This is a genomic window from Granulicella sp. 5B5 (assembly GCF_014083945.1).
Taxonomy (GTDB): domain Bacteria; phylum Acidobacteriota; class Terriglobia; order Terriglobales; family Acidobacteriaceae; genus Granulicella.
The window spans coordinates 686083-700855 of sequence record NZ_CP046444.1 but is presented as its reverse complement, the minus strand read 5'-3'; the positions used below and the strand labels follow the sequence as shown (position 1 = coordinate 700855).

Sequence of the window (14773 nt, the reverse complement as noted above, 5' to 3'; positions counted from 1 at the left end):
CGCTTTTAACTGGAGATGAAACCTGAAAGCCGGATGCAACCCTGCTTTCAGGGGGCCGCAGAATGCGCCCGTGGGGACTACTTGAGCCGTGTGCCGACGGGGACGCCCTCGGGGACGGTGGCCAGGTAGGGCTTGCCTCCTTCTTCGCTGGCGGCTAGGAGCATGCCGTGGGATTCGAGGCCACGCATCTTGCGGGGGGCGAGGTTGGTGATGACGATGATGCGGCGGCCGATGAGCTCTTCGGGGGTGTAGAACTCTGCTATTCCCGACAGGATTTGACGCTGGCCGAGAGGGCCGAGGTCGACTTCGAGGCGGAGAAGCTTGTCGGCTTTGGGGATGCGCTCGCAGACTTTGACCTCGGCGATGCGGAGCTCGACCTTGGCGAAGTCGTCGATGGTGATCTCTTGAGATTCGAGAGGCGAGACGCGAGAGGCGAGAGGAGCCGGTGTGGGTTCCGGGCCGGTGGTGTGGGCTGTGCTGCCGGCGACGGGGAGCGTTCCGGCTGGCTCGGGTAGCGTGGTGGTGCGGGGAGGGGCTGCGGGCGAGGACGGGTCCTGCGAAGGGGTTTGCGTTTGAGCTGTGGGCTGTGAGCTTTGAGCTGCGAGCTTTTCTTCGTTGTCGATCATGGTTTGTGCGAGTCCTTTGTCGGCGCGGGGGAAGATGGGGCCGAGGGGGCCGAGTTTGGTGCCGGGTTGCAGGCCTCCCCATTGGAGGTTGGTGAGTTCGCCGTTGCGGGCGGCTTGTTCGATGTCGCCGAGACCGAGTTGCTGCCAGACGCGCGCGGTGGCGTGGGGGAGGATGGGGTAGAGGAGCGCGGTGATGATGCGGATGGATTCGGCGGAGTTATAGAGAACTTCATCCAGTTGTTTTCTAGCTTCAGGTGTTTCTATTTTGGCTAGTTTCCAAGGAGCGTTGTAGGAGAGATAACGATCGGTCAGAGCGATCAATGCCTGTATTCTTCCAACCGTGCCAGGAATTATGAGGCTACCCTGAATTTCAAGAAAGCTATGTAAAGCTCTCACTTCGTTAAGAATATGTGAGACCTCGGGCTTACCACTCTCTTCTTCAGGGATGTAGTTTCCGCCCGGATTGTCTTTACAGAAGTATTGAAGCCATTGCATTGAATGCCAGTTCTCACTACCGGTTGGCACTTCGTGATTCGGAACTTCTTGACGACGGTACAGTTGAATCATGTTCAAGGCGCGGCTGACGAGGTTGCCGTAGCCGTTGGCTAAGTCGGCGTTGTAGCGGGTGATGAGGGTGTCGAAGGAGAAGCTGCCGTCCTGGCCGAAGGGGATCTCGCGGAGGAGGTAGTAGCGGAGGACGTCGGCGGCGAAGAGGTCGCGGTCGTGAGGGGTGGGTTCGGAGAGGCCCGGGGCTAAAGCCTCTTCGTTTGGAGAGCCGGATTCAGTGGCCTGAAGGCCACTGCTCCCTCCGGACGGGCTGATGCCCGTTGTGCTCGACGACAGTGGTGGGGGGCAGAGGGTGCCGAAGGCATCGAGGATGGTTTCGGCGCGGACTACGTTGCCCTTGGACTTCGACATCTTGGAGTTGTCGAAGAGGAGCCAGCCGTTGGCGGTGACCTGTTTGGGGACGAGCTTGTTGTGATCGGGTTCAAGGATCAATTCGCCCTTGTGTGGGTCGCCGCCCGGATCAGGCTTCCAATGCGAATTGAGGCCGATGAGGAAAGCGGGCCAGTAGACGCAGTGGAAGCGCGTGATCTCCTTACCGACGAGGTGGAGGTCGGCGGGCCAGAACTTTTGCCAGAGGGCGTCGTCGGCGCTGCCGTAGCCGAGGGCAGTCATGTAGTTGGCGAGGGCGTCGAGCCAGACGTAGACGACGTGGTTTTGTTTGGTGCCTGCGGCGCGCTGGATGTCGTCGGGGACGGGGATGCCCCAGGTGAAGCTGCTGCGGGAGATGCTCAGGTCTTTGAGGGCTCCGGGGACGTAGGTGGTGCCCCTGGCGGAAGTGGCGAGTCCAGAAGCAGGTCTCTCCACTGCGTCTCCGCTGCGCTCCGCCTGCGGTCGAGATGACACATCCGTGAGGGTAGCTGTCGTGGTCGCGGCATTTGTGTTGCCGCGGATGAAGCTGAGGACTTCGTTGCGGGCGGCGTCGGGGGTGATGACGAGCTGGTTGGACTCGATGAGGTCGAGGAGTGGCTGCTGGAAGGCGGAGAGGCGGAAGAAGAAGTTTTCTTCGGTGACCTCTTCGAGGAGCTTGCCGCAGTCGGGGCAGGGTGTGCCGATAGGGGCGTCGACGAAGGCCTCGTCGGAGACGCAGTAGGCGCCGGTGTAGCTGTCGAGATAGATGTGGCCGTTGTTGTAGAGGGTGCGGAAGAGCTGCTGGACGCCGATTTTGTGTCGGGGCTCGGTGGTGCGGATGTAGTCGTTGTAGGTGATGCCCATGCGGTTCCAGAGCGCGCGGAAGGTGGCGGAGACCTGGTCGGCGAACTGCTGGGGCGGGATGCCGGCGGCGGCGGCGCTGCGCTCGATCTTCTGGCCGTGCTCGTCGGTGCCGGTGAGGAAGTATGTCTCGTCGCCGAGGAGGCGATGGCGGCGGGCTAAAACATCCGCAACGATCGTTGAATAAGCATGCCCGATGTGCGGGCGCGCGTTGACGTAGTAGATCGGGGTGGTGAGGTAGAAGGTTTTTGGCTGGTCTGGCATTTTTGGCTCAGCTAGCAGTTTACAGTCTGTTGGCGAGTGCATACTCCAGGGCTAAAGCCCCACGCGCCAGAAGTGGTCGTGAGACCCGACCCTGAAGGGTCGGGGTACCTAGAAGAAAAGGCAAGGCCCGAAGCTGCGTCCGGGCCTTGCCTTTTGGGGTGGTGGTGTGAGGCGTTAGGCGGTGAGGGTGTCTTCGGAGCGGGAGTAGCCGAGGCGTGGGACCAGGAGCTGGAAGATGAGCAGCGCCAGAACGTAGGCGAAGGCGGCCATGATGAAGATGATGAGCGGGTGCGGAGAGAAGTAATGGGAGACGATGGCGGTGAAGATGGCGCCGCCGGCTGCTCCGGCCGCTCCGCCGATGCCGACGACGGTGGAGATGGCGGTGGAAGGGAACATGTCCGCTGGAGTGGCGAAGATGTTGGCCGACCAGCCCTGATGCGCGGCGGTGGCGAGCGAGAAGAGAGCGATCGCGGGCCAGGGATTGGTGTGGAAGATGTGGCCCATCTGGGGAACGAAGAGGATGGGCACGACGCAGAGAGCGCAGATGAGCATGGCGGTCTTGCGGCCGAAGTTGATGGTGTGGCCGCGGTTCATGAGGTAGCCGGAGAGCCAGCCGCCGCCGATGGAGCCGACTGAGGAGACCGAGTAGATGATGATGAGCGGCCACTTGGCTTCGTTGAGGTTGAGGCCGTAGTTGTCGTGGAGGAACATGGGGAGATAGAAGAGGTAGAACCACCAGACGGGGTCGGTGAGTGCTTTGCCGAGAGCGAAGGCGTAGAAGCCGCGGTTGGTGAGGAGAGCGGACCAGGTGGGGCCATTGGCGAGGGCGGGGGCGAGCTCGCGCTGGGTGGTGGTGGAGGTGCGGCGGAGGCGGTTGTAGGGGAAGATGATCCAAATGACGCACCAGAGGATGCCCATGGAGCCGGTGGCGAGGAAGGCGGCGTGCCAGCCGAACTTCGAGGTGACGGCGGCGATCATGATGGGGGCGATGAAGAAGCTGGCGTTGGAGCCGGAGTTGAAGAGGCCGACGGCCTTGGCGCGCTCCTCGGTGGGGAACCACTCGGAGACGGCCTTGATGGCGGCGGGGAAGTTGCCGGACTCGCCGAGGCCGAGGAAGATGCGGGCGACGATGAAGCCGGCGACGCTGATGACGAGGGAGTGGCTGAGAGAGGCGCATCCCCAGATGAGGATGGCGAGGGCGTAGCCGCGCTTGGTGCCGAGCTTGTCGATGACGCGGCCGGCGAAGAGGAAGCCGATGCCGTAGGCGATCTGGAAGGCCTCGATCACATGGCCGTAGTTGAGGTGATAGGCGACCTGGTCGACGGTGGCGAGGCCGGGAACCCAGCCCATGAAGGGCAGATGGAGCTGCGGCTCGATGAGCGAGAAGACCGAGCGGTCCATGTAGTTGATGGTGGTGGCCAGGAAGAGGAGGAAGCAGACGAACCAGCGGACGGAGGATACGTTATCAGGGGCGTTGGTGGTGAAATCGGTCGAGCTTGTGGCGGAGGCAGACATGCGGTGAGAGCTCCATTCGGGTTCGCTGGAATGTGATCGAAGCGTGCAGGATCACTTGAAAGCGAACCGCGCCCCGCTGAGTCTACGGCTGTCAGACAGAATGCCGGAGATGCCAGTTGAGGATAGCCTGCCGATGGAGAGGACTGTCAAGAGATGCGGCGGAGTAACAACAAAAACAGGGAATTGGGAGTAGGGAATAGGGAGTAGCCAGGATGGCTATTGGGTGGAGCTGAACCAGATGAAGTAGGGGTAGAGCAGGAGGAACGCGACCAGTGTGAGGGCCATAAGGTCCATGTAGATGCAGAGCAGGACGCCGCCGTGGTAGAAACTCCAGCGGGGCTGGATGCAGCGGATGGTGTCGGCGGTGCCGATGAGGGTTCCGAGAAGCGGAAGGATGAGCCAGAGCGTGGGGCGGATGCGCGGGGCGTGGGAGATGAGGGCCGCGAGGCCGACACTCACGAAGACGATCATGTTGGCGCGGGCGAGCGACTTGATACGCGGATTGAACGGGGCAAAGTACAAGTGACCGAAGACCTGTGGGTAGGCGTTCACCAGCCCGTAACAGTTTAGTCTCATGGGTTCGAGGCTATCGAATGGGTTTGACGAGGGCTGTGACGAGTGGCACAGGAGTTTGGTGAGACGGCTGTCAGTGGGTTGCGGCGGGGGGATGCGATGGCCCGGGGTGCTCGGCGATGGGGGGAAGATGGCTGACGGCGGAGACGGGGATTTCAACAACGCCGATGCGTCCGCTATCGGTGTCACGCAAGGAGAGACGGAGGTAGCTCTGCTGGCGGAGGGGGACGGAGATCTCGACGTGGAGGCTCAGGACGGAGTTGCGAAAGCGAGCGTACTGGGCGGGTGTGAGGGTAATGGAGATGGTCTTGCCATCGGTGTTGAGGATGCGGCCGTCGATGTCGTAGACGTAGGCTAGGGCCTCGATTTTGCCGGTGTGCTGGCCGTTGGGAGCAGTGGCGAGGGAGAAGTCGGCGGCGAGGGCTGCGAAGTCGATCTCGTAGCGCTGCCAGGGGCCAGGGATTTTGTAGGAGGGGTCCTGCTGGTTGCCGGGGGCGATGGTGGGCTCCGGCGCGGTGGATGCGGGCAGGACACGGACCTTGAAGGGGATTTCCTGCGGTGCAGGTGCGCCTCGGGCCATGGCGGCGCGCAGGCCGTCGAGCTGGTCCGTTTTCACGGGTGCACCATGGGGGTAGATGAGCATGGCGTTGGCGGCTGCGGGGCCGGTGAGTGTGACCTGGATGGCCGGCGAGGCGGTGGTAGCAGCGAGGGGGCAGGTGAGGGTGTAGTAGGCCGCGCCGAGCTGGGTGGCCTGGGTGACGGCGTCGAGGAGACTGGTTGCGTTGAGGATGGCACTGCCGCCGGTACTGGAGGCGAGTTGCTGCATGGCTGTGTGTTCGGCGTCGGCGGAGTCCTGGAACTTGATGGCGTGGCTGGCGGGCTGGGGTGTGAGGAGGCTGCGGGCGTCGATGGGATAGAGTGTGGCGCCGGCGGCGTTAAGCAGCGCGTCGGTCTGGGTGAGCTCGGGGTTGGCCGTGGGTTGCGGGGCGAGGGTGACGGGGAAGCTGGTGGCGAGCCATAGGACGTTCTTGCGTCCGGGCAGGCTGGCGAGATAGACCGCGAGAGAGTGCAGGGCGTCGAGCGTGTACTGCTGGCGGAACTGCGGGTTGTCACTCTTCATGCCGGATTCGAACTCGTGGAGGTTGGCGGCGATCTGCATGAGCTGGAGGTCGTGCTCGGCGGTTGCGGCGCTGGCTAAGTCGTGGGTGGTGTCGAGGAGCGCTTCGCCGCGTGGGATGAGCTGGTGCTCGACGGCGTCTTTGAGGACGGTGGGGCCCGTGGTGAAGTCCTGCAGCAGGATGAGATGGGTGGTGAGGCCGAAGATGGCGAGATGGCCGGTGGGCGCGGCGCGTTCGGCGAAGTGCTGGAGCTGGGTGCGGAGGGTCGCCTGCGCTTCGGGCGGGGTGTTGAGGGAGTCGAGGACGAGGATGTTCAGGGTGCTGGAGGGCGGGATAGCGGTGAAGTCGGCGAAGGTGCCGGGTGTCAGATTGACCGGCCTGATGGGTTCAGGAGGTGTGGCTGCGGTGTGCTCTTCAACGCGCGTGATGGTGAGCGGCTGGCCGTTGAGCGTGAGATGGAAGTCCGCAGTGGTGAGGCCGGTAATCGCGTGGCCTTCATGGCCGTGCACGACGACGTTGAGCTGGGCTTCCGGGGGTGATGGCTGGGCAGTTTGCGCGAGTGCGGGCAGTGAACAGAGGAGCGCGAGCAGAGAAACCACTTTGCACGGAATGAGAGCCAACACGTCCTCCTGTGAGTTGGATGCGGGATGGCGGTGTACGGCTTGAAAGTTGTGGCGGTTCGAGATGCAGGTCTTTCCACTACGCATCGCGATAAAGCCGCGCTGCTTCGGTCAAGATGACACATCTTTCTGACCGAAGCAGCAGTTGAAGGGTTATTGTTTCGCCATCGCCGCGATGGAGTCGGTGTAAGGTGCGCGGAGTACGCCGTGTTCGGTGATGATGGCGGTGATGTACTTTGCGGGCGTGACGTCGAAGGCGGGGTTGGCGATGCCGACGCCGTCGGGTGTGACCTGCACGCCCTTGACGTGGGTGACTTCGCGGGCGCTGCGCTCTTCGATGGGGATGGCCGCGCCGTTGGGGGTGGCGAGGTCGATGGTGTTGAAGGGAGCGGCGACGTAGAAGGGGATGCCGTGCTCCTTGCAGAGGATGGCGACGGAGTAGGTGCCGATCTTGTTGGCCGTGTCGCCGTTGGCGGCGATGCGGTCCGCACCGACGATGGCGGCCTTGATGCGGCCCTGGCCCATGAAGTAGCCGGCCATATTGTCGCAGATGAGGGTGGTGGGGATGTTGTCTTTGACGAGCTCCCAGGCGGTGAGGCGGGCACCCTGGTTGAAGGGGCGGGTCTCGTCGGCGAAGACGTCGATATTCTTGCCGGCCTCAATGGCGGCGCGGATGACGCCGAGGGCAGAGCCGTAGCCGCAGGCGGCGAGCGCGCCGGCGTTGCAGTGGGTGAGGACCGTGCCCTCCTGCGGGAGAAGCTCGGCACCGAAGGCACCAAGCTTGTGGAGGTTGGCGATGTCCTCGTCGTAGAGGCGATTGGCGAGGACGACGACCTGCTGTTTGATCTCGGGGATGGGGGTGTTGGCGGCGGCGAGCTGGGTGTAGAGGTCGCGGACCTGGGCGATGCCCCAGAAGAGATTGACGGCTGTGGGGCGGGTGCCGGCGAGTGTCGCGCAGATGACGTCGACTTCTGCGGAGAGCGTGGGGAGATCTGTGGCGGTGGAGCTCTGGATGCCGAGGGCGACGCCCATGGCGGCGGAGACGCCGATAGCCATCGCGCCACGGACGATCATGTCGCGGATAACGGTGGCCACCTGCTGGTAGTCGGTGGCTAGAACGTAGGTTTCTTCGAGAGGGAGTTTGGTCTGGTCAAGGAAGCTGACGCCCGCAGGCGTCCATTCAAGGGTAGGAATCATGTCCTATCCAGTGTAGAGGATACGGGTGCCCACTTCCCAGCGGGGGGTAGCGGCTAATTGGATTGTTGACGCCCGGTACTTTCGCGGCTGAGTTTTGGAAGGTGCAAAACTGTAAACCGATGATTACAAAAGCCACATCGGTAGGGACGTAGAACCAGCAGAAGACGCTCAACAAGCCGGCGATGGGCCCGCACTGTCTCAAGAGAGTCGCAGTGCGGGCACTTCGGATGATGATCCTGCATCATGGCACCCCTTGTATTACTTTAGGATGTCGTTCCGTTACATCTTTTGTATATCAGCGCCCAATCTTGTCAAGGTGGCGGAAGCCACTGGACGAGATGAAGAGCAGGACGAAGATGAAGCCGTTGTATGTGGCGTGCATCAGGGTCGAACAGGCCAAGGATTGTGTGCGAATGCGAACCAGGCTCAGAGCCAAACTCACGCCATATAGGATGCAAACTACGCCCCAAGCGTAGCCTATCTGCGCGGCGTGAAGTAAAGCGAAGGGAACACTGGAGATAATCGCGGAAAAGATGAGCGCGGGGGTGGAATGGGCTGTGGAACGCTGCCAGCGGTCGAGTCCGGCGGGGGTACGCTCAAGGGCCAGCCAGTCGTAGGCGGTGGCGAGCGCAGGGAGCAGAAAGCCGCGGAAGGCGAGCTCTTCCATAAATGGGCCGATGAGGACGGCGAAGAGAGCCATGTACCAGATAATGTGCGCGTTGCCCATTATTTGATCGATGGGGGCCTTCTCCGGCGAGGAGACGAAGTTGATGGCCAGCTGCGCGGCGATGCTGACAAGGATGCCGGTGACGACGATCTTGAGCCAATGGCGTTTGGCGACAGAGGCGTTCCAGTGAACTCCGGCGAAGAAGCCCCGGTGCCAGATGAGAGGAAATACCCAGAAGGAGATAGCGAAGGCGGCGGCGTAGCCCGCTCCCTGGGCCATGAGGGCGAACCCTGGATGCGCCAGGACCGCTGCCTGCGTATGCACATGGGCGAAGGCGTAGATGAATACCGCGGCGAAGAGCAGGGCAAAGGCGGTGATGGCGAAGAAGAGAAGCGCGTGGCCGAGGTGGGGGATACGGTGCGCGATGCCGTGGTCGTGCTCGGGGTCGGTATCATGCTGGATATCGAGCGCGTGGGTCTCGGTGGGGTCGGGGAGGGGGAGATCGCTCATAAGGGCAGGGACCAGGGAGTAGGGAATAGGGAGTAGTTGGAGGAGACTACTTTAGTTTCTTTGTGGACTTTTTGGCGGCGGATTTTTCGTTGCTGGTTTCGGGTTTGAGCTTGGAGGCTGTGGGAACGCCTTTTTTCTTTTCGGGCTTGATGAACTTGGGTTTAGGGGCCTTTTTCTCAAGGTCGGGGAGCTCTATGGGCGGGAGGTGTTTTGCGGCTGCGAGAGTGCCTGCGCCTTCGTAGTATCGCGCGAGGAAATGGCCGGTGTGTGAATTGGTGGCGTGGGCGACGAGCTCGGGCGGGCCCTGCGCAACGATGGTGCCGCCGCCTTCGCCGCCCTCGGGACCCATGTCGATGAGGTAGTCGGCGTTGCGGATGATGTCGAGGTTGTGCTCGATGATGATGACGGTGTTGCCGAGGTCAGTGAGATGGTGCAGGACTTCGAGGAGCTTGCGGACGTCGTCGAAGTGCAGACCGGTGGTGGGCTCGTCGAGGAGATAGAGGGTGCGGCCTGTCTGGCGTTTGGAGAGCTCGCGGGCCAGTTTCATGCGCTGGGCTTCGCCGCCGGAGAGCGTGGTGGCGGACTGGCCGAGGTGGATGTAGCCGAGGCCGACGTCGACGAGGGTCTGGAGTTTTTGATGGACGGCGGGGATGTCCTTGAGGACATGGACGGCTTCTTCGATGGGGAGATCGAGGATGTCGGCGATGGAGTAGCCGTTGAACTTCACGGCGAGCGTTTCGGTGTTGTAGCGGCGGCCGTTGCAGACCTCGCAGAGCACGTAGACGTCGGGGAGGAAGTTCATCTCGATGCGACGCTGGCCGTCGCCCTGACAGGCCTCGCAGCGGCCGCCCTGGACGTTGAAGGAGAAGCGGCCGGGCTTGTAGCCGCGCTCGCGGGAGTCGGGCAGCATGGCGAAGAGGTCGCGGATCTGCGTGAAGACGCCGGTGTACGTGGCGGGATTGGAGCGCGGGGTGCGGCCAATGGGCGACTGATCGATCTGGATGACCTTGTCTAATTGATCAGCGCCGTGGATGGCTTTATGTGCGCCGGGGTCTTCGCGGCTGCCGTAGAGTTCTTTGGCGAGCGAGCGGTAGAGGATGTCGTTGACGAGGGTGGATTTGCCGGAGCCGCTGACGCCGCTGACGACCGTCATAACGCCGAGGGGGAAGTGCGCGGTGACGTTCTTGAGGTTGTGCTCGGTGGCGTCCTGCACTGAGAGCCAGTTGCCGGTGAGGGCGCGTGGAGCCTTGCCTGGTGTGGGGCGGGTGACGATGTCTATTTTCCCAGACAGGTACTGGCCGGTGACGCTCGCGGGGTTTGCCATGACCTCGGCGGGTGTGCCGGAGGCCATGACGATGCCGCCGTTCTTGCCGGCGCCGGGGCCGAGGTCGATGAGGTAGTCGGCGGCGCGCATGGTGTCTTCATCGTGCTCGACGACGAGAACGGTGTTGCCGAGGTCGCGGAGGTCGGAGAGCGAGGCGATCAGGCGTTGGTTGTCGCGCTGATGGAGGCCAATGGAGGGCTCGTCGAGGACGTAGAGGACGCCGCGTAATCTGCTTCCAATTTGGGTGGCTAGCCGGATGCGCTGGCCTTCGCCGCCGGAGAGCGTGGCGGCGGAGCGGTCGAGCGAGAGGTAGCCGAGGCCGACGGCGTTGAGGAACTCGAGCCGCTCGACGATCTCGCGCTGCAGGCGGTCGGCGATGAGGCGGTCGCGGCCGGTGAAGTGCATGGAACGCGCGCCGGTGAGGGCGCGTTCGAGGGAGAGCGCGGTGAAGTCGGCGATGGAGGAGTCGGCGCGGGAAGTTGTGGCGGTCCCAGATGCAGGTCTCTCCGCTACGTCCGCAAAATGCGCGGACTCCGGTCGAGATGACACATCTTTTTTCGGGGCTATGGTGAGGGGGATGGTGACGGCGAGAGATTCGGGGCGGAGGCGTTTGCCGTGGCAGATGGGGCAGACGGTCGCGGACATGTACTGCATCATGTACTCGCGGTAGCCTTCGGACTTGGTGTCTTCGAGGGTGTCGCGGAGCCAGTTGAGAATGCCGTGGAAGCCGGTGCGGCCGACCTCATTGCGCGGGGGGCCGTAGAGCAACAAGTCCTGCTGCTGCTTGGTGAGCGCGCTGAAGGGCTGCTTGAGGTTGATGCTGTACTTGTCCGCGGCGAGCTTGATGAGCTTGAGCAGGTACTGCGAGGAGGAGCCGGGGCCCATAGCGCCGTCGAGGAGCGGCTTGGACCAGTCGGTGATGGTCTTGGCGGGGTCGAAGTCGTAGATGCTGCCGAGACCGTGGCACTCGGGGCAGGCGCCGTAGGTGGAGTTGAAGCTGAAGCTGCGGGGCTCGAGCTTGGGCACATTGATGCCGCAGTCGGGGCAGGCCATCGAGGAACTGTAGAGGGTCTCCGCGTAGGCGCCGCCGGGGGGCTGCTGGCCGATGAGGACGAGGCCGTTGGCGAGCTGGAGGGCGGTGGTGACGGCTGTGGTGAGGCGGCGGGTGTCGAAGTCCGGCGTGGAGAAGGACGGTTCCTTGCTGTCGGTGGGAAGCGGCTTGAGGATGATGCGGTCGACGATGGCTTCGAGGGTGTGGTTCTTGCGCTTTTCGAGGCGCATGCCCTCTTCGACTTCGGTGATCTCGCCGTCGATGCGGAGGCGGTAGCCTTTTTTGTCGAGGGCTTCGATCTCGTCGCGGAACTCGCCTTTGCGGCCGCGGACGACTGGGGCGAGGACGGTGATGCGCTCTTGCTGCAGGCCGGCGTTCTGGCGTTCGACTGCCTGGGCGACGATCTGCGTGACGATCTGGTCGGCGGTCTGGCGGGCGATGGGGCGGTGGCAGTTGGGGCAGTGCGGCTGGCCTACGGAGGCGTAGAGCAGGCGGAGGTAGTCGTAGATCTCGGTGATGGTGCCGACGGTGGAACGCGGGGAGCGTGAGGTGGTCTTCTGCTCGATGGAGATGGCGGGCGAGAGGCCGTCGATGGAGTCAACGTCGGGGCGCTCCATCTGGTCAAGGAACTGGCGGGCGTAGGCGGAGAGGGTTTCGACGTAGCGGCGCTGACCTTCGGCGTAGATGGTGTCAAAGGCGAGGGACGACTTGCCGGAGCCGGAGAGGCCGGTGACGACGGTGAGCGTGTTGCGCGGGATGGAGACGGAGACATCGCGCAGATTGTGCTGGCGGGCACCGCGCACGTTGATGTGCGTGAGGGTACGACGGGCGGGCCGGGGCTCGGTTACAGACGGTGTTGGGGTCAAAGCGGACAAGCTACTAGGATACTCGGTTGGTGGAGTGGAGATAAAGTGGGCAGCCGGATGGTTTTGAGGCGGCAGAAGACAGAACATCGTCGCGAGTGCGGGCGGCAATCAGGAGAAAGACGTTACGAACGTTTTGCGGTTTTCCGTGTGCTGGGCGAGTTTGTCGTGTGGGGACGCCGATTCTGTAACGCGTAGGGCACGCTGGTGTAGTACAAGGGAACCGGTTTCGTCACTAGGTTCCACAAGATTTTGATGTTGTGCAGGCGTACAGATGAGTGAAACTAGCATCCGAAGAGACCAGAGCCAGATTGCAAGGCAAGGGCGTGAAGGAGTGTTGGCGGGCGATGGAGACTGTAATGCTTGTTGCAGCTGTTGGTGTGGCACTGGCCTTTGGAGTGCTGGTGGCCTATGGAATGTGCTACGGGATGTTTCAGGTGTTTCGCATCCACAGCCGTGCGGTGCAGGCGGCGCGTGAGCGCGCGACGGTGCGTCCGGGAGTGCTCGCAGAACGGTAGATGCGGTTGATTTACTGTGGGGTTCCGGCGCCGGGGGCGGTGCTGGATGAAGGTGGGTTGTTGGTAGAGGCTCCGGCGTGGGCCCTCTGCATGGAGAGAATCTTCTGATAAACCTGATCGGGCGTGAGAGCGCCGGTGCTGGCTGCTGATTGGCTGGAGGCGTTGGCTTTGTTTTGTGCGGGCTGTTCCGTGGTGGAGCTGGATGGCAGAGGTGTGGACTGGCCGGGGGCTAGCCCGTGGACGTTTGACGGGGGCACGGGCTGGTTCCTGCCGATCTCGGCGTCTTGCGGGGTGATGGGGGGGGCGGCTGCGCCGGAGCGTGGGGTGAGGACTAGCTCGGTGGGCTGATGGGCGTCGCCTTCGCGGATGAGCATGTTGACGCCGGTGCCGTCGAGAAGTGTGGCGAGGATGGTGGAGGCGTCACCGGGACCGTAGCTGCCGAAGACGCGCTGGTCCTCGACGCCGCCGGTGATCTTCATGCCGGTGAGCTGGGAGATGCTGCCGAGGATCTGGTGGAGGCTGGAGTTGTCGGCGCGAACGGTGAGCTGGCCGTTGGCGAAGGCGACGTCAGCGTGGTGTGGCGGCGGCGGTGGGGCTGGCGCGGTGATGGCGGGTGCGGCGGTCGCTGGCGTGGGTGGCAGGGTGGATGCTGCAGGGTGGACAGGTGCGGGGTTCGTCTGCGCGGAGGCAGGCAGGCAGGCGCCGGCGAGGAGTGCTGCCATGGCCAGGAGGCTGCACGGACGTCCGAAGATGGAGGCGAGATGCATCGTACGGATGGGACGTTGCCGGGCGGTGGAGGATAGCCACATAGCTGTAAGGATAGAACGGAATTGGATGGATGGCTTGCCGAGCGGCGGCGGCGTCCGTATGCTGAGGCACGAGCGTGCAGTGCGGCGCAGGAGACAGGACAGCGAGATGAGGCTGGTGGCGAGACAATGTTCGGGCAGGCGATGGATGAGCGGCGGCTGGGCCGGGTGCAGTGTGGCGGTGCTGATGGCTCTGGCGCCGTCGCTGGCTGTGGCGCAGAGCTGCACGACGCAGGCGAAGCTGAATGGGCTGCTGCGGTCGAGCCTGGCGGAGGCGGCGCTGTCGCTGGCGAACGACGTGAAGAGCGGCAATGTGGCGAAGCTGAAGTCGGAGGCGATTGAGGAGTATGCCGCGAACTTTTCAGCCGCGAGCACGTTGATTCAGAACACGGCGGGGAAGATCAGCGGCGATACGCTGCAGGTGGCGCAGATCTATGTGCTGGATGCGCGCAATCGCAAGAGCGCGGACCAGGGCGATGCGGACTTCAGCTGCCCGCTTACGGGTTCGACTTCGGAGACGGATTTTTCGATCGCCGGGCTGCCGCCGGGGATGTATGCGTTTGTGATGGTGGAAGCGAACGGCCCAAGGCCGTGGCTGGTTTCGATGCTGCTGCGGCAGGAGACGGGACATTGGAAGCTGGCGGGACTGTATCCGCATGCGCGGACGGCCGCCGGTGAAGATGGGCTGTGGTATTGGAAGAAGGCGCGCTATGCGGCGAAGGCCAACCAGTTGTGGTATGCGTGGCTGCTGTATGACGAAGCCGAAGCGTTGTTGAAGCCCTCGAACTTTACGACCAGCACGAACCTGGACAAGCTGCAGTCGGAGCGGCGGTCGGCGACGCCTTCGGAGCTGGCTGACGGAATCGGGAGTGACCATCCGCTGGTGATCAAGGGGGCGGATGGGACGCCGTATCGGTTGACGGGGATCAGCAGTGAGGGTTCGGAGGATGGCAGGCTGGTGAACGTGGTGGTGCATTACGCGGGCGATGCTTCGGTTGCCGACGCACCGCAGGAGATGGCGAAGAACGCGGCTGTCGCGGCGGCGTTGATCGATGCTCACAAGGACCTGCGAGAGGGCTTCGACGGCGTGATTGTGATTGCCGACGTGCAGGGGCGTGCACCGTTCGTAACAGAACAGAAGATCAGTGAGATCCACTAAGACGAGGAAGAGGATTTACGCCGCCGAAACGGAATGCGTTGCACAATCGTTGAGTCACGCGGATTCCTGCATACAATGATGGCAGGTTTGTAAGGCAGACAGATATCCGGCTGCGGAGTGGCTGGGGCTGCCGAAAAAGAGTCTCCCGACAGTACAAAGATCGTCCGGGCCAAGAAGTTTGGAGAG

The 14773-nt window shown here is 63.0% G+C and carries 10 protein-coding genes; 2 read left to right on the top strand and 8 right to left on the bottom strand.

From position 1 onward, the window contains the following. Positions 1-77 precede the first annotated feature (77 nt). The 7 genes from metG to uvrA all read right to left on the bottom strand — a co-directional run bounded on the left by metG (position 78) and on the right by uvrA (position 12107). Positions 78-2666, bottom strand: a complete 2589-nt coding sequence (gene metG / locus GOB94_RS03075; RefSeq protein WP_182277453.1) for a methionine--tRNA ligase subunit beta — start codon at positions 2664-2666, stop codon at positions 78-80. Between the two features lie 174 nt (positions 2667-2840). After that, positions 2841-4181, bottom strand: coding sequence for an MFS transporter (locus tag GOB94_RS03070; RefSeq protein WP_182277452.1), 1341 nt, complete (start codon positions 4179-4181; stop codon positions 2841-2843). A 216-nt stretch (positions 4182-4397) separates the two neighbouring features. Next, positions 4398-4757: a permease gene (locus GOB94_RS03065; protein WP_255484190.1), complete on the bottom strand. Its 360-nt coding sequence runs from the start codon at positions 4755-4757 to the stop codon at positions 4398-4400. A 70-nt stretch (positions 4758-4827) separates the two neighbouring features. After that, entirely contained in the window at positions 4828-6492 is a 1665-nt protein-coding gene (locus tag GOB94_RS03060) for a VWA domain-containing protein (RefSeq protein ID WP_182277451.1), read from the bottom strand. Positions 6493-6645: 153 nt separating this feature from the next. Continuing rightward, positions 6646-7689, bottom strand: coding sequence for an S-methyl-5-thioribose-1-phosphate isomerase (gene mtnA / locus GOB94_RS03055; RefSeq protein ID WP_182277450.1), 1044 nt, complete (start codon positions 7687-7689; stop codon positions 6646-6648). Between the two features lie 295 nt (positions 7690-7984). Continuing rightward, on the bottom strand, positions 7985-8866 hold the full coding sequence (locus GOB94_RS03050; RefSeq protein WP_182277449.1) for a type II CAAX endopeptidase family protein: 882 nt from the start codon (positions 8864-8866) through the stop codon (positions 7985-7987). A 46-nt stretch (positions 8867-8912) separates the two neighbouring features. Continuing rightward, positions 8913-12107, bottom strand: a complete 3195-nt coding sequence (uvrA, locus tag GOB94_RS03045) for an excinuclease ABC subunit UvrA (protein ID WP_255484379.1) — start codon at positions 12105-12107, stop codon at positions 8913-8915. 344 nt (positions 12108-12451) lie between these two features. Between uvrA and GOB94_RS03040 the strand changes: the two genes are divergently transcribed. Then, positions 12452-12622 carry a hypothetical protein gene (locus GOB94_RS03040; RefSeq protein WP_220464986.1) on the top strand — a complete coding sequence of 57 codons (171 nt, stop codon included), beginning with the start codon at positions 12452-12454 and terminating at the stop codon, positions 12620-12622. Between the two features lie 11 nt (positions 12623-12633). Here GOB94_RS03040 and GOB94_RS03035 read toward each other — a convergent pair whose 3' ends face one another. Beyond that, the gene (locus GOB94_RS03035) at positions 12634-13344 is read right to left on the bottom strand and encodes a hypothetical protein (RefSeq protein ID WP_182277447.1); all 711 of its coding nucleotides are present in this window, start codon (positions 13342-13344) and stop codon (positions 12634-12636) included. A 232-nt stretch (positions 13345-13576) separates the two neighbouring features. Between GOB94_RS03035 and GOB94_RS03030 the strand changes: the two genes are divergently transcribed. Beyond that, positions 13577-14587, top strand: coding sequence for a hypothetical protein (locus tag GOB94_RS03030; protein WP_182277446.1), 1011 nt, complete (start codon positions 13577-13579; stop codon positions 14585-14587). The last annotated feature ends 186 nt before the right edge of the window (positions 14588-14773 follow it).

Coding starts and splice junctions, on each gene's coding strand:
- GOB94_RS03070 (WP_182277452.1), bottom strand. CDS start 4,181: ATGTCTGCCTCCGCCACAAGCTCGACCGATTTCACCACCAACGCCCCT.
- GOB94_RS03065 (WP_255484190.1), bottom strand. CDS start 4,757: ATGAGACTAAACTGTTACGGGCTGGTGAACGCCTACCCACAGGTCTTC.
- mtnA (WP_182277450.1), bottom strand. CDS start 7,689: ATGATTCCTACCCTTGAATGGACGCCTGCGGGCGTCAGCTTCCTTGAC.
- GOB94_RS03040 (WP_220464986.1), top strand. CDS start 12,452: ATGGAGACTGTAATGCTTGTTGCAGCTGTTGGTGTGGCACTGGCCTTT.
- metG (WP_182277453.1), bottom strand. CDS start 2,666: ATGCCAGACCAGCCAAAAACCTTCTACCTCACCACCCCGATCTACTAC.
- GOB94_RS03050 (WP_182277449.1), bottom strand. CDS start 8,866: ATGAGCGATCTCCCCCTCCCCGACCCCACCGAGACCCACGCGCTCGAT.
- GOB94_RS03035 (WP_182277447.1), bottom strand. CDS start 13,344: ATGGCAGCACTCCTCGCCGGCGCCTGCCTGCCTGCCTCCGCGCAGACG.
- GOB94_RS03030 (WP_182277446.1), top strand. CDS start 13,577: ATGAGCGGCGGCTGGGCCGGGTGCAGTGTGGCGGTGCTGATGGCTCTG.